Genomic DNA, 16,291 nt, shown 5'->3' with positions numbered 1-16,291 from the left:
GAGTGTTTGGTCGCACTCTCATTTTACTCACTTGGATCCAGGCTTTTTCATTTATTAATGTTTATGGGACAGCAGTGACTTTAAAGTACCTTTTGTGTACTCATGCAACGGCCGCCCTTACCTCCCGCAATTGGCTGAGCAGTCGGGCACGTGGTTTCGGGATGTAAGGGAGCCCAGCAACACCCGCCGCGCCCTACCCCGCTTTCATACCCCCGGCGGCCTATTAAACCTGCTGGAGCGAGATAGAGAAAACGCCGATAAGCTGCTTAAACAAGAGCCTTTTGGTTACCTCCGGTTAAGGGAGTACCAGCAAAACGCCATACTGGCTACCGAGCACGCTCTAGCCCACGGCACCCGTTCAGCGCTGCTGGCCATGGCCACCGGCACCGGTAAAACCCGCACTATCATCGGCCTGATGTACCGGTTTTTAAAAACCGAGCGTTTTCACCGCATTCTATTTCTGGTCGACCGCACTGCCCTTGGCGATCAAGCCATTGATGCCTTCAACGAAGCCCCCTTGGAGCAGAACCAAACCCTGAGCAAAATCTACAACGTGGCAGAACTGGGCGATATGGCAGCAGAAGCGGAAACCCGCGTGCAGGTGGCCACCGTGCAGGCCATGGTGAAGCGCATTTTTATGAACGACCAGCCGCCGCCGATTGACCAATTCGACTGCATCATTATCGACGAAGCCCACCGCGGTTACACACTAGATCAGGAGATGACCGAAGGCGAGCTAGCCACCCGCGATGCCAGCCAATACCTCTCCAGCTACCGCCGGGTGCTCGATTACTTCGATGCGATCAAAATCGCGCTCACCGCTACGCCGGCCAAGCACACCAGCGAGATTTTTGGCAAACCGGTGTACACCTACTCCTACCGGGAAGCGGTGGCAGACGACTGGCTGATCGACCACGAGCCGCCCATACGCTATGAAACCCTGCTGACCCAAGAAGGCATCCAGTTCGAGAAAGGTAAGCCAATAGAGGTGATCAACACCCAAACCGGCGAAGTCGATACCACTGAACTAGAAGATGAGCTGCGCTTTGACGTCGACGCTTTCAATCGTCAGGTCATCAACGAAAATTTCAACCGCGTGATCTGCGAGCAACTGGCCGAAGAGCTAGACCCGTTTGGCGATGAAAAAACGCTGATTTTCTGCGCCACCGACCTTCATGCTGACATGGTCAAACGGCTGCTGGATGATGCCTTCAAAGCGCTCTATAACGGCAGTTATAACCAGACAGCAGTGGCTAAAATTACCGGCAAAAGCGACAAGGTCAACCAACTAATCCGCCGCTATAAAAACGAGCGCTACCCCAATATCGCGATTACCGTGGACCTACTCACGACCGGTATCGACGTGCCGAAAATCTGTCACTTGGTATTTATGCGCCAGGTACGCTCGCGAATTCTTTTTGAGCAGATGATTGGCCGCGCCACCCGCCGCTGCGATGAGATCGGCAAGACCGTCTTCACCATCTACGACCCGGTGGATATCTACGCCGCCCTGGCAGAAGTCAACACCATGAAGCCGTTGGTGCGAGACCCTAATATCAGCCTTGAGCAGTTAGTAGATGAGCTGACCGATGAGCACCAGCTGGAAAACGCCCTGAATAGCCCCGGTGAACAGCAGGGCAAAAGCCAAGCCGATGTTGTGTTAAGTCAACTCAGTCAAAAAGTCATGCGCGTACTGCGTAAAGCCGAGACCAAAGCGGAAAACAAACCTGTGCTGAAACAAAAGCTCGATGACCTACATAGCTTGTGGGGCGTGGAGCCAAATAAGCTCCACGAGCATTTACATATGCTGGGGCCAAGGGAGGCATCCGCGTTTCTTCGCCAGCATAGCGGCCTGATACACCAGTTAGCCGAGGTAAAGCAGCTAGTGGGTAGCGAACGCATGCCGGTGATTTCCGACCACGACGATGAGATTCGCGAGCGCAGCCAAAGCTACGGCGTTCATAAACGCCCCGAAGACTACCTGGATAGCTTCAATGCGTTTATCAAAGAGCAGATCAACCAATCTGCCGCCCTGGCCGTGGTGGTCAACCAACCTAGTGATCTAACCCGTCAGCAGTTGAAAGACGTGAAAGTGCTGCTGGATAACCACGGCTACTCGGAAGCCAACCTGCAAAGTGCCGTGCGCAACCACACCAACCAGGATATTGCCGCCAGCATCATCGGCCACATTCGCCGCGCAGCCCTCGGCGAGCCGTTAAAACCGTTTGAACAGCGCGTGGCCGATGCCATGGATCGCCTCTATACCCAGCACGACTGGACGCCCAACCAACGTAAGTGGCTAGGAAAGCTGGCCAAGCAGCTCACCAAAGAAGTCATCCTCGACCGGGACACCGTCAACCAACTCCCCGCCTTCCAAGGCGGCGCGAAGCAGCTGGATAAAGTGCTGGGCGAGCAGTTGGACAGCGTGTTGGAAGAACTGAATGAGGCAATGTGGCCGCCTAAAAGTGCGTGACACCGCTATTTCGTTTTTATGACTAGGCGACACATGTATAGAAAACCGGCTTTTCTTAACATGTGCCTTGTAACGTGCAAAGATTTCGGCCTTTTCTATACATGTCAGCGCTTCAATCGCTTTTTATCGCCCAAGGATCCTCATGACCCACAACGACATCGTTCAAAAACTCTGGAATCTGTGTGACGTACTGCGCGATGACGGCATCAACTACTCCGACTATGTCACCGAGCTGGTGCTACTGCTGTTTATCAAGATGGTGCATGAGAACACCGAAGCAGGCACCCTGAAAAAGCACCCGCTGCCGGAAGGCTGCCGCTGGACGGATCTTAACAATAAATCTGGCATTAACCTGCTGGGCGACTACAAGCGCATTCTGCTCAGCCTCTCCAGTGGACGCGATGGCACGGGCCGCTTAATTCATACCGACCCACTGATCAGCGCCGTTTACGCCGATGCGCAAACGCGCCTGCGGGAGCCGCGCCATTTAGAACAGATGATCAAAACCCTGGATCAGATCGACTGGTTCAGCGCGCAACAAGACGGCCTGGGCGATTTATACGAAGGTTTGCTGGAGAAGAACGCCAACGAAACCAAATCCGGCGCGGGCCAGTACTTCACACCCCGCGCACTAATCAACAGCATGGTACGCTGCCTCAAGCCCCAGCCCAGCGAACTCATTCAAGACCCAGCAGCGGGTACGGCAGGCTTTTTAACCGCTGCCGACCAGTACATTAAAGAGCACACCGACGACCTCGCCGACCTGGACGCCCAGCAGCAGCTCTTTCAGCAAAACAAAGCCTTTGTCGGTATTGAACTGGTGCCCGGCACCCGCCGGTTGGCGTTAATGAACTGCCTGTTACACGGTATGGAAGGCGAAGACGAAGGCGTGGTGCTTTTAGGCAACTCCCTGGGCCAGGCAGGCGCAAGTCTCGACAAAGCCGATGTGATACTGGCCAATCCCCCCTTCGGCACCAGCAAAGGCGGCGACGCCAGCATTACCCGCGACGACCTCACCTATCCAACTAGCAATAAGCAGCTAGCGTTTTTACAGCATATTTATCGCAACCTAAAACCCGGCGGCCGCGCAGCAGTTGTGCTGCCGGACAATGTGCTGTTTGAAAACTCGGATGCGGGGTCAAGTATCCGCCGCGACCTAATGGATAAGTGCAACCTGCACACCATCCTGCGCCTGCCCACCGGCATTTTTTACGCTCAGGGAGTGAAAACCAATGTGCTGTTTTTTACTAAAGGTAGTGCCAAGGATAAATACCTGGAAGAACGTTGCACCCAGAATGTATGGTTCTACGACTTGCGCACGAATATGTCCAGCTTTGGTAAACGCACGCCTTTCGGTGAGCAGCACCTGAAACCGTTCGAAACGGTCTATGGCGACGACCCCAACGGCCAGAGCACTCGCCAGGAAGGCGAGTGGTCGTTCAATGCCGAAGAGATCGCCGTCGATGCTGAGGTCTCAGAAGAAAACCAGGGTATGAGTGATGACCGCCTCGCCAAATCCCGCTGGCGCTGCTTTAGCCGGGAGTGGATTCGCGACACCAAGGGCGACTCACTGGATATCAGTTGGCTCAAGGACAAGGACAGCGTGGATGCCGCTGACCTGCCTGAACCCAGTGTACTGGCCGGTGAAGCGATGAGTGAGCTGGTGCAGGCGATGGGTGAGTTGGATAGCTTGATGCGTGAATTGGGGGCTGAGGAAGAAGCAGATGGGCAACGAGTGTTGTTGAAGGAAATGATGGGAGAGGCCGAGTGATGTCTCAACATAAACTGCCTCCCGAATGGTGCAACGCAAAACTCGGCGATGTTGTTCAATACGGTAAAACACAAAAATGTGTTTTAAGCGACGTCTCCGATAGCACTTGGGTATTAGAGCTTGAAGATGTAGAGAAAGAAAGCTCTAGAGTTTTTGCGCGAAAAACGGCTGCTGAGCGCCCATTCAAAAGCACCAAGAATATTTTTTATAAAGGCAACGTGCTTTATGGAAAGCTGCGTCCTTATTTAAACAAGGTGGTGCTTGCAGATGAACAAGGAGTCTGCACGACAGAAATTATCCCTCTGGATGCCGAACCATTCGTTCTCAATCGCTATCTTTTTTATTGGCTAAAGACTCACGACTTCTTGAGTTACGTTAATGAAGTCAGCTATGGCGTTAACATGCCGCGTTTGGGAACCAAAGATGGTATTTCGGCACCAATGGTTTTAGCTCCCCTCGTCGAACAACAAATTATCGCAGACAAACTCGATACACTGCTGGCCCAGGTGGACAACACCAAAGCCCGCCTTGAGCGCATTCCCGCGATACTCAAACGCTTTCGCCAATCCGTGCTTGCGGCGGCGGTGAGTGGGCGGCTGACGGAGGAGTGGCGTAAAGAGCATGGGGTATCTATTGCTGCATGGAAGCAGATGAAAATTGGTGATGTTTCTATAGTTGCAACTGGCAAAACTCCGAGCCGCAAGGAGTCTAAATACTGGCAAGCTGGTGAAATTCCATGGCTTACCAGTGCGAGCACGGGTGCAATTTATACTAATTCTGCTGAGCAATATGTTACTCAATTTGCAGTAGCAGACTGCTCTCTCAAAATATTCCCACCAGGCACGTTGCTATTGGCCATGTACGGTGAAGGAAAAACCAGGGGCCAAGTAACAGAGTTAAAGATTTCAGCTACTTGTAACCAAGCTTGCGCAGCAGTTATGGCAAATGAAAAACAAGATAATACGCAGTTATCTCAAGCTTCGACTTCTTGAGAATTATGAGGAAACGCGTAAAGCTGCTGCGGGTGGGGCTCAGCCTAATCTTAATCTCAATAAGGTTCGTGAGATTGGTATTGCAGTGCCGAGTAAAAATGAACAAACCGAAATTGTTCGCCGCGTTGACCAGCTTTTTGCCCATGCCGACCGTATTGAACAGCAGGTCAATCAGGCGCTAGCGCGGATAAACAACCTCACCCAATCTATTCTTGCTAAAGCCTTTCGCGGCGAACTCACAGAGCAGTGGCGCAAAGAAAATCCTGAAATGATCAACGGTGAGAATAGCGCCAAGGAGCTGTTGGAACGCATCAAGGCAGAGAGGATTATAGTAGTAAAGCGAATCAGGAGAAACGGCTGATGAGGCTCTTGCAAATAGCCTTGAACGGCCAATATAAGGGCCTTAAGGATCAGTCGTTTCATTTTGACCGCACCGAAGGGAATATCTTTGCGCTTATAGGTCTAAATGGATCAGGGAAATCTCAGCTTCTTGAGTTAATTGCTGAGGCCTTCGCATTCCTGGAGCGTTGGCAGAGAGTCGAATTTATTTCAGGTAAAGGTCTTGGTTTCGGCGTTACGTTGCATTACGAGTGGGATTTGCGACACGACATTGATGTGTTAACTCGTCATGATGGACTATTTGATTACTCTGGGTCGGCGGAATTTAAAGTTAGCATAGAAACCAATGGGCGTATTCACGTTGCGGTTCGTAAGGACGGTGATTGGATTCTATTGCAGGATGATGAACGCAACATCCCAATACCCCAGGTAGTGGGTTACGCATCCGGCTTGAACGAGAATCTTCAGCGCAGTTTCATGAAGAATGCGGTTCAACAATTCGAAGTTCGGCGTGTCAGTGCAAATCGGCAAAAGGAGCTATCTGGCAAGGTTGATGAGAAGCGAAGAGCTGATATTAACCAAAAATATGCAGAGAAGTACCCGCACATTTTCAGTTCAGTGTCTGGTGCAGCTTTTGATCAGGGAGGCTATCTTGACGTTATTGAAGTGAACCAGAAAGCCAGCCAACTCATTTATATAGATTATGACAATGTAGGCCTTCTGCTGCTTAGCCTTGCCGTACTGCCACTCGGGACAGTGCAAGATTTATTCAGTGAAGTAACCTTCAATAGACTGCACAAAGCTGTCATCCGCTATGACCTTCGCACAGGGGTAATTGAAGAGGATGCAATACGAGATGTAAAGATGCTGATTCGCATTGCGGGAGAGGAGCGAGTCCACCGTATTGGACAGACAACTACCCCCTCCCAATATGAAATGTATGAACTAAACTATCTTGCTGGAGAAATTACGCTTGATCTTCTTGACCAAGGTTTATTGGAAAGGTTAAGGGAGGCAAATTACGACGATCCATTAACCTTTTTCAAACGACTGTATAATATCCAGCAGCTTGGAATTAAAAATTGGGGCTATTCGGTACGGCAAGAGCTTTGCAGGTGTGATTTTTTCGGGGCTGTTAAAAAGCCTCTGAAAACAAAACTGCCTTTGAGTATCGTAGAATTATTGCTGGAAGATAACAGTGGGAATACGGTAAGCCTGGACGATCTTTCGGACGGTGAAGCCCAATTAATACAGATTATGTCTGCTGCTTTTATTTTCAGCAGGTCACAAGCACTTTTCCTGTTCGACGAACCAGAGACTCACCTTAATCCATCATGGCGTACATATTTTCATAGCCATCTCCTAAGTGCTATCTCTTTAGGAAACAAGGCTGATAAGTCGTCACAGGTTTTTCTTTCTACTCATTCGCCTTTCATGATTTCATCGCTCAAACGGGAAAATGTAAGGTTCTTTGAGCGAGACAATGACGGTTTAATTTCGATGGGGCCTGCTTTTAGCCAAACATATGGAGCAGCATTTGATGTGCTAATTAAAGAGTATTATGGATTGCGCTCTTTGATATCACAATCAGTCGTTGAAGATATTAAGCGACGGCTTCCCGCAGGAAATCAATCCGATGATGCTTTTAAAGCTAGCCGCTGGATTGAGGAAAATTTAGGGGATTCCATGGAAAAAGCATATCTGTTAAGGAAGTTACAATAATAATGTTATTCCCACTTCACCCCCAGACTCCCCTTTGTAATGTATTTATTTTGCTAAACAATGAGTTCTTGCACTTCTTGCAGGAGTCTATTCAAGGCAATGTGTTTTCGGAAGCTCTATTCACAGAACACACCTGCCCGGATGGTAACGTTCGTAGTGTTTGTTGGACTAATCTTGAAACACGTGAAAAATTTCATGATCTTTGGAGCGTTTTACCGACTGGGGTGGGTGCACGGAGTAATTTATATAATTTGGTAAGACGATGCCAGAACATCGAAATCTTTTTTGATGACATCGACGAAGACTTACCTCTGATTGAGCCGGAAGAGTTATTTAGCGCCATAAAAGCATTAACGACACATCTATTCTTACGAACCAAAAGTCTTTCTGAAGCAAAACGACAGTCAGGTAGCTCTATTGAGAAGCACTATCAAGATTTTTTGCGTATCAACAATAACAGTTTACTTTGCTATGTATGTGGTACTGAATATCTTTCTCAAAATCGAACAAACTTAGCCGATGAAGACCAATGGCGAGCCGACTACGACCATATTTTGTGTAAAGATAAATACTCGATATATGGAGCCCATCCTGGAAACTTTATACCTACATGCCATACGTGTAATTCAAAGGCTAAAGGTGCCAGGAACCTGCTGATTAATAACGAAGGTGAAAGACGAAAAGCGTTTTACCCGCTCCCACCTTCGCGAGAGAGTTGTTATTATTATGCCAAAGTAGTAGTTCAACCAAAAACTTTAGAAAGGCTAAAACTTAATCCTATCGATGCCCCTATTGAAGAGGTTGTTGTTAATTTTCCTGACGCCCCTGCAGAACTGCTTGATAAAATCAGTGTATGGCGAGAGGTGTATCAAGTGCCTTCTCGTATTGAAAATCGTGTTGCCGTCAGTTTTTGTGAAACTATCACTTCGCGCCTACTCAACCCTGGAGATTTTAATGATTTCCGTGTTCAGTTGGGTCGCTTTGCTGGTCGTATGCCACTTGATTACCGAACATCGGAAGGGAGTTTTTGGTGGTACCGCGTCTGCGAACACTTAGCAGCGCAGGATGCGGAATTTCTTCGTGATATATGGACACTGTTAGATTGGAAGCGCCAACAGGCTGACAAAGACGATATGGAAGCCACATTTGGCAGAATATGACGACTTAATTTTTATTTAGATGCTAAAAAATATCTACTCCAAGAAAAAGTATTACCTCTTAGCTCATTACCCTATTGGGCTCGATGCACGGTGCTGCTAGACTCAATTTAATCAGTACTCAATACACGAAGATTGATACACAGGAAAGCCCCGTATGGTCAAGGCAAATATCAACACCCAGATGCTGACCTGGGCGCGCGAGCGCTCCGGCATCCCGGTGCCTGAATTTGCACATAAGTGCGGGGTGAATGAAGAAAAACTGCTGGCATGGGAAGCGGGTGAACAGCCCATCACCTTCCGTCAGGCGATGCAGTTTGCCGAAAAAGCTTACGTCCCTTTTGGCTACCTGTTTCTTACACAGCCGCCCGAAGAAGTGTTGCCCATTCCCGATCTTCGAACTCTGGAAGGCCAAGGCGTCACACGCCCAAGCGCTGAGCTTCTTGATCTGATCAAGCTAATGCTTCAGCGCCAGGAATGGTACCGGGACTACTTAAAGCAGCACTTTGCTGAGCCTAACCCTCATGTTGGCCGCTTCTCTGCGAGCCACTCTGTTGCAGACATCGTCGCAGATATGCGCTCACAGCTAGGGGTTGGAGATCACCCAAAGCGTGGCAAATGGGATGACTATTACCGCGATTTGACCCAGCGAATCGAAGCGCAGGGCATACTGGTGATGCGCCAAGGCGATATGGGCCACTACACACGCCCTTTGCGCGTTGAAGAATTTCGCGGGTTTGCCATTGTGGATGACTATGCGCCTATCATTTTCGTCAATCATGGCGATGCGCTAGGTGCCCGCTTATTCACCCTGATCCATGAGCTTTGTCATGTTTGGATTGGGCAGTCTGGCATTTCCGACGGAAACGCTAATACGCACCGCCAACAAGAAGTGTTGTGTAATGCCGTCGCCGCAGAGTTTTTAGTACCAGAACGAGAGTTCAGCACTCTTTGGCAACACGATTTGGCGCACTGGCAAGACAACCTACCTGCGTTGGAAGCCCACTTTCACGTCAGCACCTGGGCATTGGCGCGCCGTGCGTTGACGCTCAACTTTATCTCTCAAGCACAATACGGCCATTATATTGCTGAACAGCAGGCACAGCACAAAGCAAATGAGAGCAGTGGTGGGCCAACCTACTACCAGACTAAAAAATCCCAAATCAGCCAATCATTTTCTAGGGCAGTCGTTAGTGAAGCGCTTAGCGGTCAATTGATGTTACGCGAAGCAGGCGACCTACTAGGCGGGGTAAAACCGAATAAAATAGAGCGCTTCGCTAAGGAGCTGGGCATTTGAGATATTTACTGGACGCAAATACCTATATCGAAGCGAAAAACCAGTATTACGGAATGGATATTTGCCCCGCTTACTGGGACTGGCTGGATAGGCAGTTTGCGCTAGGTACCATTGCCAGCGTCGATATGATTGGCCGCGAGCTAAAAGAAGGTAACGATGACCTGGCTAGCTGGGTTCGCGAGCGGCCAGATCACTTTATCAGCAATGACGATGAGCAAACCCAGGCTCTATTTGCTGACATCGTGCAGTTCGTTATGGAAGGCGACTATAACCCCGGCAATCGCGACAACTTCTTGGCAAAAGCCGACCCATGGATTATTGCCAAAGCTAAAGCCATTGGCGCCAGCGTGGTAACGCATGAAGCTGTCGCTGCCGCTAACACCCGTAAAGTTAAAGTCCCAAATATATGCCAGCAGTTCGAAGTACCCTGCCTCAACACCTTTCGCTTTCTGCGAGAGTTGGAAGCCAGATTCGTTCTCGGTCAATAAGTAACATTCAATCAGCGCCGTTGCGAGATGCACCGCTAGTTGGTTGTTACTTAATGCTTTTTACGCAGTACCAAAAAGACAATCATCCTCAATACGAAAATCGCAAAAAACACACCTTCCGCGCATAGCTTTTATCAGCAGTAGCGTGGAGCTGCCCGTTTGCGCACGATTATCAATATTTTCGGTGTGAAGGTACTGCACCAATTCACTTTTAGCTTCTGCTGGCGTCAGAGATGATATTTGGCGCATACCAAGAGTCACTGTTGCTCTGAAAAGGTTTTATTATATGTCATCACTTAAGATGACACATCCAAGCACAAGGCTGGCTTTTGCTTGTAACTTTTAAAGAAGCTCGTCAGCTCTTCACCCGTTAACGCTTTACTACACAGATACCCCTGGTACTCATGACTCTTCAGTTGGCGGATTAAATCCAGCTGTTCTTCGTTCTCGATCCCTTCAGCCACGACCTGTAAATCAAGACTATGCGCCAGCGCGACCACGGCTTTGACGATGGCAGCATCCTGCAGGTTAGTGACGGCATCGGACATGAAGGTACGGTCAATTTTCAAACGCTTGATAGGAAAGCGCCTTAGCTGGGCCAAATTCGAGTAGCCCGTACCAAAATCATCGATGGAGAGTGCAACTCCCAGATCACTAAGCTCATTGAGTGTATCTAGCGCGCTATCCGGATTTAACACCAGAGCGCTCTCGGTTAACTCAAGCTCAAGGCGGTTGGGTGGCAAGCTGGTCTCGTTGAGCACTCGTTTGACCATATCAACAAAGTGGCGATTATCGAGCTGCATCGCCGAGATATTGACGGCCATGGGAAGGGCCTGGCCGGTAGAATCTTCCCACGCTTTAGCATAACGGCAGGCGGTATTAAGCACCCATTCGCCAATAGGCCAGATAAGCCCAGTGTCTTCTGCCAGGGGAATGATCTCATCTGGAGTTACATTACCGAGTTCATCATCGTACCAACGCAGCAGCGCCTCCACACCGGTGATGCGCCCCGTTTTGACATCTACCTTGGGCTGATAGGCAAGGCTCAAGCTCTCGGTGCCAAGGGCAAGGCGCAAGCGCCTTTCAACCTGCAAGCTTCGCTCTTCCTGAGACGCCATATCCGGCTCATAGAACTGAAACGTATTGCGCCCCATCCGTTTGGCGCTATACATGGCGGCATCAGCGTGAATCATCAGTTCATGTTTATCCTGGCCATGCTCGGGATAAAGGCTGATACCTACACTGGAGGATACCTTCACTACACTGCTGGCAATCAAGAAAGACTTATCCAGCGTACTGACGATACGCTTCGTCAGTGAAGCGGCTTCTTCCCTACTGGTGTTGTCCCCTGATAACACCATGAACTCGTCTCCGCCAACGCGCGCAACTGTATCGATATCGCGAACCGCTGCTTGTAGCCGGGCGGCGGCCTGTTGAATCAGCTTATCGCCAATATGATGTCCCAGTGAATCATTGACATGCTTAAAGCGATCTAAATCGACAAAGAAAAGCGCAAACACCGGTAGGCGAGCCGCAAGCTGTGTATCGAGTTTTTCCTCAAGTAACAGTCGATTAGGCAACTGCGTCAGCGCATCGCGATAAACCATGTGCTTAAGCTCTAGATTGGCCTCACGCAGTGAAGTCGCTAACTGCGCATTGCGCGACGACATATGCGCATCGAAGAGCGAAATCATCAGAGCAGCAAGCATGATGCAGGTCGACACCAACGCTACCGTAATGGCGAGCGGATAAGTAGACAGGCCACCGTCCGCCAGCAACATGCCGTTTTCAGGGTAGATAGCCGCCACCATACCGGTGTAGTGCATACCCGAGATGCCTACGGCCATCACCAGAGCCGCTAGGCCGCGTTGCCATAATGGTGGTCGACGAATGCTGGTCGGATTGAGCTGGAAAGCGAGCCATAGCGCTAACGCTGATGCTGAAATGGCAATTACCACCGACAATAGAAAAAGGCTCGGCTGATAGCGCAGCGAGCCCTGAGTCTGCATGGCGGTCATCCCTACGTAGTGCATCAGACAAATACCGCTCCCCATGACCAGAGAGCCAAGCGCCAACCGGAGACTGGAAAGCCGCCCTGTCTGAACAATGGCCAATGCCAGCGCTGAGGAGAGAATCGCCGCGATCAGCGATAAAAGCGTCAAGGCAATGTCGTAGGCTATGCTTGCCGCCATTTCCATGGCGAGCATGCCGATAAAATGCATCGCCCAAATGCCCGTTCCCATGGCAAAAGCACCGCCCAAGAGCCAGAGGTGGCGCGCCACGCCTTTACTTGCCCGCACACGACCCGCCAGATCCAGTGCCGTGAATGACGCAATAGTGGCAATACCCAACGATAGCGCCACCAACGTAAAACTGTAGGAGGCATGATGCTCATGCATGGCGTGCAGATCTCAAGCGTTTTTAAAGCAACATGGGTGAGTAAAAAGCGCAACAAACAATAGTGTGCCTTAAATTCACGGTGATCTATGAGCGCTATTAGCGGTAAGCCCCCTAGAACAGTTACTTTAACAAACATTACGCAAACATTCGTTACTCAATATTCTGAATCTTAAAATTGAATATAAAGTATTTTTTTATATAAATCATATATTTAAATAATAACAACAAGCCGAATAAACAAGGTTACTACCCTATATACTACCCATACATCAAAAGCTACATACTGCTACAGAGAGACTTTGCGCCGAAGACTAGGCAATCATGAAGACAGCATTCTGACATCCGGCTACGTCACCCCTTTCTTAGCAGCAGCCAAGCAAACTCATCACTTTTTCACCAGATGGCCCGGCTCCAAGATTTTTTACAGAATCCTCCACCCTTGCTTCATTTAACCGCTCTCGTATCGAAGTGCAATATTGGCGCAACGCAATCGGCTCCTGACTCCATCAACAAACAAAGCGCAAAATGCCCGTTAATACGGCCGTACCCTGTGCTGCTATGACTTGCCTAGTTTGGTCGGAGCTTCAGCGGTCTGTTTACGCGCTTGGGCCAGATTCGCTAATCGCTTCGCTAGCGACTCGCCTTTAAAGCGAACGAGCGTTAGGTTCGTTAAATGGGGTGCTAAAGCGGCTAGGTGTGGCTCCACTAATGCTTCGTACGTTTCTATGTCACCAGCCTCTAGAGGCGAGATATCCGGCCCCCCCATCTTCGCTTCCAAGGAGCACTGCTGATCAATGTGCTCTGCCACTGCAGTCAGCAGTGTTTCAATCACGCGTTGATAGGCATGTTCTTTTTTTTCGTATTGTTCTCGTTGTGTTTTTAAGTGCTGTTGATAGGTTGCTTTGTTCTTCTGGGCATCCTCCTTCGCCCGTTGGTGGTCATTACAAGCATCGGCAATTACCGTGTTCAATACCGTCACTTTCGTTTGATGCCGCTGCTTGGCCAACCTTTCTAACGTCGACAAGGTGGAAACAGGCAACATAAAAGTCGCAGACTTTTTACCGGGCTGTTTCCGAACCTTTTTTTGCCGCCAAGCATTTCTTAATTTTCCATAATTTTCTCGAAACCAAGGTTCAACCATGTGTCTTTCAATGGTGTCGATTAAATAAACGACTCGCTCAGGCTGCGTTAAGGCATCACCCATGAACGTTTGGTGAAAGACGGGATGGGTGCGGCCGAGGTAGTCGGCAATCCATCTTAGCTGTGCGGAGTTGTTGCGTTCAATCCACGCGTGGGGAGTCGTTGTCATAAAGCAATGTTTGCACGTTAGTCAGCAGTAAAGGTGATACGCATGAAAGCAATGCGACGGCTAGGGTAGAGTCGAGTATAGGCCGCTCATCATATTGGCTCAATGCCCCGCGTGAAAAGGCATGATAATGTCATGTGACTTAGTAGCATTACTTCGTTGTGTGACGTTGTTATGTAGAGCTAAAGCACGTATTAAACCTTCCTGAATAAGGGTAATATTAACGAGGGTAAATTGATAAAATAAACGGTTGGGTCGGGGGTGGAATGGGCTATCAGCTGTTTTATTATGAAGATATGCAGCTACCAATTGAAGCGCGTTGGTTCCTATGGCAATGGGAACGCCATACTGGGTTACATGCGTCTATAGAAGCGACGGTAAACGCCTTGTTGGCCCAGTTGAAAATGCCACTTCGCCAGGGACAAAAGACGCTGCTTGAACTAAAAAAAGCGGGTGTTATCGAAGCGATCCCTGTAGCAAAGGGACGGGGGCGGCCGAGCTATAGATATCGCGTCGCGCCGACGTTGCTTGCGACCTTGAAAGCCCTGCCCAACGAAGAGATCTCTTTATCAGACCGCATTGAGTACATTAGTCACTATGACCCGCTTGCTGTCAGCGTACCGGCCAAGGCACCGTCACAAAACGTAGCAAAGGTCACGGTTTCATCGGCAAGCCACGAAGAAGCATCGGCTCATGCAGAATCTTCTTCGCCGGAACCATCGGGAGACGATAAAGAAAAAACAAAACTACCGCTGTCGGTCAGACAGCCGAATTTACACCATAGCCATCGACGCAAAGAGCAGCTGACACGGGCCAATCGTTTGGTGTTGATGGTGTTGTTAGCGCGTTCAGAGGTGCCAGGCATCGTGACCGACCTGAGCCTTATCACCTTGCAACGTTTGACGGGTATGTCGACCAGCCAGCTTGCGGGTCAACTTAAAAAGCTCAAAACGCTCGGTATTATCGCGTATCACCAGCCGGGCCAGGCAGGCATGCTATTAGGTAAACGCATGACCTCGATCTACCTACTAAACCTTGCCCATCCATTGCTCGGAAATCCAGAGAGTAACGTCGTGGCACTGTACTTTCCTACGCCAAGCAGGAATGTTGGTACCGAATTGAATCATGGCCTTATCGATGCGCTGATGGCTTATGGCGTTTGCTTGAAATATGAAGATTTCCTGATTGAGAGATATAACAAGCTCAATCCCACGAGTGCTGGTACAAAACGGTCAGATCAAGCAGCCATGCCTACTTATATTTTTAACCAGTTAAATGTGATGGAGGAGCTCGAAAAAAAGCTTGAGGAGAACAAAAAGGCCCGCATATACGCCGAAATTCTTCTGCCCCTGCTGCATCATCTATCCCCATCGATCAGGGCGTTCGCGGAAACGTGTAACACCTCACAAGCAGACTGGTTGCGCGCTCATGTACATGCCGAGGCGATGCAAATGCTATCGACGCAATGGCGAACCTTATGCGATGACGAACCCTTACCCAATGCCCCCGATGCTCAATTAGACCCGGAGGCGGCATTACGCCATCAACTCGCGCATCACTTAGCGAAGTCATTCCACGGACAATTAAGGTGTCTGGCGGACAGGCACCATGATATTGACTTTGACGCGTTACATTACACGTTAACGCCCGCACGGGATCGCCATGGTCGACCCTATCCAGCCTGGTCATTGCGAGGGCATGTCTTGCACAACAACGACGAGGCCTATCTTCCAAGTGGTATCATCACTGACACGTCGGTACCCTATGACCTGACAACGTATTGGCAGGCGCATCGTGCAAAACACCTGCCACGCTAAGCCACGCCACTCGTTACAAGCGGCGGCTCTCAAAAAAATGCAAGCCTTCACCAATGGCCTTGGAGTGCGCCTTGCACTAATAGCTAGACGCGTAGAAGAGTTGCTGGAAGGCGTTGTGATCATCACGATAAAAGTGATACACAAACAGCTGATTGGTATGGTGGTAGACCGAGACATCCACTTACCCCAGCATCAGCACTAACAGCCAACCGATGGCAAAATCCCAAGCGCGTACCAGGCGATGAAAACGTAAGGGAATGCCTTAACGAGCAGGTTTTTAAGAGGGGCTAAGTGGTTCTTTCAGTGGGTAGAGGCTACCAAGATCCAATAGACCGGCGGCTTGTAGGCCACTTACGATTACCTATATCCCCATGTGGCAAACGCATCACCTGAATTGCCTTTCAGCGTTGAGCCAGAGGACAAAGCGCAGGAATCTCCAGAGCCCGCCGACCAATAGGCCTGTAAACGTTATGGTCACTCTTCAATTAAAAATACTCAGCTGCCTCATCTCATGAACGAATAACAGGAG

The 16,291-nt window shown here is 49.6% G+C and carries 10 protein-coding genes and 1 pseudogene; 9 read left to right on the top strand and 2 right to left on the bottom strand.

Annotation, left to right across the window (positions count from 1 at the left end):
- Window positions 1–85: 85 nt before the first annotated feature.
- The 8 genes and pseudogenes from hsdR to INT33_RS05240 all read left to right on the top strand — a co-directional run.
- Window positions 86–2,473: pseudogene (hsdR, locus tag INT33_RS05270) on the top strand (type I restriction-modification system endonuclease); the annotation flags it as partial.
- Window positions 2,474–2,615: 142 nt separating this feature from the next.
- A complete protein-coding gene (locus tag INT33_RS05265) occupies window positions 2,616–4,244 on the top strand; it encodes a class I SAM-dependent DNA methyltransferase (protein WP_193091310.1) in 1,629 nt (542 codons plus the stop codon).
- Window positions 4,244–5,236: a restriction endonuclease subunit S gene (locus INT33_RS05260; protein ID WP_264298931.1), complete on the top strand. Its 993-nt coding sequence runs from the start codon at window positions 4,244–4,246 to the stop codon at window positions 5,234–5,236. The genes INT33_RS05265 and INT33_RS05260 overlap by 1 nt, the downstream gene beginning before the upstream one ends.
- The gene (locus tag INT33_RS21325; RefSeq protein ID WP_264298930.1) at window positions 5,190–5,597 is read left to right on the top strand and encodes a restriction endonuclease subunit S; all 408 of its coding nucleotides are present in this window, start codon (window positions 5,190–5,192) and stop codon (window positions 5,595–5,597) included. Before INT33_RS05260 ends, INT33_RS21325 begins: the two co-directional genes overlap by 47 nt.
- A complete protein-coding gene (locus INT33_RS05255) occupies window positions 5,597–7,297 on the top strand; it encodes an AAA family ATPase (protein ID WP_193091309.1) in 1,701 nt (566 codons plus the stop codon). The genes INT33_RS21325 and INT33_RS05255 overlap by 1 nt, the downstream gene beginning before the upstream one ends.
- Window positions 7,298–7,299: 2 nt before the next feature.
- The gene (locus tag INT33_RS05250) at window positions 7,300–8,457 is read left to right on the top strand and encodes a hypothetical protein (protein ID WP_193091308.1); all 1,158 of its coding nucleotides are present in this window, start codon (window positions 7,300–7,302) and stop codon (window positions 8,455–8,457) included.
- A gap of 154 nt (window positions 8,458–8,611) precedes the next feature.
- The gene (locus INT33_RS05245) at window positions 8,612–9,751 is read left to right on the top strand and encodes an ImmA/IrrE family metallo-endopeptidase (RefSeq protein ID WP_193091307.1); all 1,140 of its coding nucleotides are present in this window, start codon (window positions 8,612–8,614) and stop codon (window positions 9,749–9,751) included.
- Window positions 9,748–10,239, top strand: coding sequence for a DUF4411 family protein (locus INT33_RS05240; RefSeq protein WP_193091306.1), 492 nt, complete (start codon window positions 9,748–9,750; stop codon window positions 10,237–10,239). The genes INT33_RS05245 and INT33_RS05240 overlap by 4 nt, the downstream gene beginning before the upstream one ends.
- Window positions 10,240–10,535: 296 nt before the next feature.
- On the opposite strand, the gene INT33_RS05235 is transcribed toward INT33_RS05240, so the two are convergent.
- Window positions 10,536–12,638: a putative bifunctional diguanylate cyclase/phosphodiesterase gene (locus tag INT33_RS05235; RefSeq protein WP_193091305.1), complete on the bottom strand. Its 2,103-nt coding sequence runs from the start codon at window positions 12,636–12,638 to the stop codon at window positions 10,536–10,538.
- Between the two features lie 557 nt (window positions 12,639–13,195).
- Window positions 13,196–13,948 carry a hypothetical protein gene (locus INT33_RS05230; protein WP_193091304.1) on the bottom strand — a complete coding sequence of 251 codons (753 nt, stop codon included), beginning with the start codon at window positions 13,946–13,948 and terminating at the stop codon, window positions 13,196–13,198.
- Window positions 13,949–14,211: 263 nt separating this feature from the next.
- Here INT33_RS05230 and INT33_RS05225 point away from each other — a divergent pair, with 263 nt between their 5' ends.
- A complete protein-coding gene (locus INT33_RS05225) occupies window positions 14,212–15,762 on the top strand; it encodes a hypothetical protein (RefSeq protein WP_193091303.1) in 1,551 nt (516 codons plus the stop codon).
- Window positions 15,763–16,291 lie beyond the last annotated feature (529 nt).

Origin of the sequence: Halomonas colorata (assembly GCF_014897985.1) — a bacterium.
Taxonomy (GTDB): domain Bacteria; phylum Pseudomonadota; class Gammaproteobacteria; order Pseudomonadales; family Halomonadaceae; genus Vreelandella; species Vreelandella colorata.
This window is presented reverse-complemented; position numbering and strand designations above follow the sequence as displayed.

What these genes read in the sequence shown, in the direction of transcription:
- INT33_RS05250 (WP_193091308.1), top strand. Translation starts at nt 7,300, where the DNA reads ATGTTATTCCCACTTCACCCCCAGACTCCCCTTTGTAATGTATTTATT.
- INT33_RS21325 (WP_264298930.1), top strand. Translation starts at nt 5,190, where the DNA reads ATGAAAAACAAGATAATACGCAGTTATCTCAAGCTTCGACTTCTTGAG.
- INT33_RS05245 (WP_193091307.1), top strand. Translation starts at nt 8,612, where the DNA reads ATGGTCAAGGCAAATATCAACACCCAGATGCTGACCTGGGCGCGCGAG.
- INT33_RS05265 (WP_193091310.1), top strand. Translation starts at nt 2,616, where the DNA reads ATGACCCACAACGACATCGTTCAAAAACTCTGGAATCTGTGTGACGTA.
- INT33_RS05255 (WP_193091309.1), top strand. Translation starts at nt 5,597, where the DNA reads ATGAGGCTCTTGCAAATAGCCTTGAACGGCCAATATAAGGGCCTTAAG.
- INT33_RS05260 (WP_264298931.1), top strand. Translation starts at nt 4,244, where the DNA reads ATGTCTCAACATAAACTGCCTCCCGAATGGTGCAACGCAAAACTCGGC.
- INT33_RS05225 (WP_193091303.1), top strand. Translation starts at nt 14,212, where the DNA reads ATGGGCTATCAGCTGTTTTATTATGAAGATATGCAGCTACCAATTGAA.
- INT33_RS05235 (WP_193091305.1), bottom strand. Translation starts at nt 12,638, where the DNA reads ATGCATGAGCATCATGCCTCCTACAGTTTTACGTTGGTGGCGCTATCG.
- INT33_RS05230 (WP_193091304.1), bottom strand. Translation starts at nt 13,948, where the DNA reads ATGACAACGACTCCCCACGCGTGGATTGAACGCAACAACTCCGCACAG.